Below are 1,908 nucleotides of genomic sequence, written 5' to 3'. Positions count from 1 at the left end.
GAGACTGACTTGATGAGGGAGGGTAAGTTGGCGCGTGCCGAATAGGTCCCTTTCCTACAATAGCCACCCTCCTCAAACATCCCCATCAAAGCCCTTGGCCAGCGGCCAAACGTCGGTCTATCATCCCGAAACACCAAAGGGGACGGAGTAGCATGACGGACAGATTGAAGGGCAAGATCGCGATTGTCTCGGGCGGGGCGACCGGCATGGGCGGAGCGGCGTCGAAGTTGTTTGCAGCCGAGGGCGCCAAGGTCGCGATCATCGATCGCAATGGCGAGGCGGCCGCGGAGACGGTGAAGGATATCCGCGCAGCAGGTGGCGAGGCCGATTTCTGGACGGCCGATGTGTCCGACGAGACGGCGGTGAACGCGGCGGTCTCCGCCATCGAAGCGCGCTACGGCGCGGTGACCGTGCTCTTCAACCATGCCGGCACGATCGTCATCAAGCCGTTCCTTGAAACCACGCTTGAGGAATGGGACTGGCTGCATGCCGTCAACGTGCGCTCGATGTTCCTGATGACCAAGGCGGTGCTGCCGAAGATGATTGCGGCCGGCGGCGGGTCGATCGTCTGCACCTCGTCGATCTCGGCAGTCGCCGCGACGCCGATGGAGGTGCTCTACGACACGACCAAGGGCGCCGTGCACATGTTCGCGCGCGCCATCGCCGTCGAGTTCCGCGACCGCAACATCCGCTGCAACGCGGTCTGCCCCGGCTTCATCCGCACACCGCACGGCCTGCGCGAAGTGGCCGACCTGCAAAAACTCGGCGTCGATGTTTCGGACGCGGCGATCGCCGCGCAGCAGGGGCGGATCGGCGAGCCGGAGGATGTGGCGCGCGCGGCACTTTATTTGGCGAGCGATGAGTCGAGCTTCGTCAACGGCGCGCATCTGTTCGTCGATAATGGGTTTACGGCGATGTAATCGCTGCGGGCGGCTTGGCCGGTTGTGGCGGCGTCTCGACCAAGTCGCAGAGGTCGATTATATTGGAGGCATGGACAAGGATCAGGTCATAGCGATCATTCGCAAGCATGAGGACGCGCTCAGGGCTGAGGGCGTTCTCGGGCTTTCGCTGTTCGGGTCGGTCGCCCGCGGCGAAGCGACTGAAGAGTCGGATCTCGATGTCATCGTTGAGCTTACCGACGAGGTCCTGCATTCCGGCTTCGGATATTTCGGGACGCTGTATCGTCTCAAAGAGAGACTTGAAGATATCACCGGCCGGCCTGTCGACGTCATCTCGGAACCGATCGAGAAGCCCCGCCTCGCCAAAGAGATCGAAAGAGACCGCCAAGTTGCCTTCTAGCAAACCATGGCTTCGTCTGGCCGACATCACCGACAACAGTCGAAAGATACTGGCCTATGCCGAGGGCATGACCTATAGCGCGATCACCGTCCTGATCTCCGCGTAGTCGGCATGCAAGCCATCGGCATCGCGCTCGATCAGACCGGCGCGAGACAGAATATCGACGTCATCATGAACGCGGCGATAGTCGCGGTTCAGGCTCTTTGCCAGAGCGGCGATACTTGCCTGCGGATTGCCGCGTAGGTGGCGAAGCAGTTCGAGCCGCTTGGCCGTCATCGTGCGCGCGAAGACCTCCCAATCCACGAAGGTGAGATGTTCCTCGGAAACGGGCTGGCCCGCCTCAGCGCGCTGCCATGCGTCGATGAAGCGCTTTGCGGCATCGTCGAAGGAACCGCCAACATGTACGTCGATGTTCTTGCTCATATTGCCTCGCCTCTCACCTCTTCAACGTCACGCCTGAAATCAGCCAGCAAACGCTCCACGGAGACAAACTGGTAGGCTTCCTCGCGTGGTCCGTAGTGTCGATGATCACCCTTTCCGCGCTCGTTGTCGTACAAGACGATGCGTTGGCCCGGCAGACCATAGAAGAGCGAGTATTTCAGGAAATGC

4 protein-coding genes are annotated in these 1,908 nt (G+C 61.0%); 2 read left to right on the top strand and 2 right to left on the bottom strand.

All coding sequences use genetic code 11. The features are described from left to right. The first annotated feature begins 152 nt into the window (after positions 1–152). Both B3605_RS02230 and B3605_RS02225 read left to right on the top strand, forming a co-directional pair. Complete coding sequence (locus B3605_RS02230; protein ID WP_112946042.1) at positions 153–920, top strand: SDR family NAD(P)-dependent oxidoreductase; 768 nt, start codon at positions 153–155, stop codon at positions 918–920. A gap of 70 nt (positions 921–990) precedes the next feature. Next, positions 991–1,299, top strand: coding sequence for a nucleotidyltransferase family protein (locus B3605_RS02225; RefSeq protein ID WP_112946043.1), 309 nt, complete (start codon positions 991–993; stop codon positions 1,297–1,299). Between the two features lie 72 nt (positions 1,300–1,371). On the opposite strand, the gene B3605_RS02220 is transcribed toward B3605_RS02225, so the two are convergent. Both B3605_RS02220 and B3605_RS02215 read right to left on the bottom strand, forming a co-directional pair. Then, complete coding sequence (locus B3605_RS02220; protein ID WP_112973378.1) at positions 1,372–1,722, bottom strand: hypothetical protein; 351 nt, start codon at positions 1,720–1,722, stop codon at positions 1,372–1,374. Continuing rightward, positions 1,719–1,908: toxin-antitoxin system TumE family protein (locus tag B3605_RS02215; protein ID WP_296432000.1), on the bottom strand; the 190-nt coding region annotated here is incomplete at its 5' end. The genes B3605_RS02220 and B3605_RS02215, both read right to left, overlap by 4 nt.

It is taken from the genome of Rhizobium sp. UBA1881 (genome assembly GCF_002338015.1).
Classification (GTDB): Bacteria; Pseudomonadota; Alphaproteobacteria; order Rhizobiales; family Rhizobiaceae; genus Rhizobium.
Note: the sequence above shows the minus strand (reverse complement) of the source record. Positions and strands in the feature narration are given on the sequence as shown.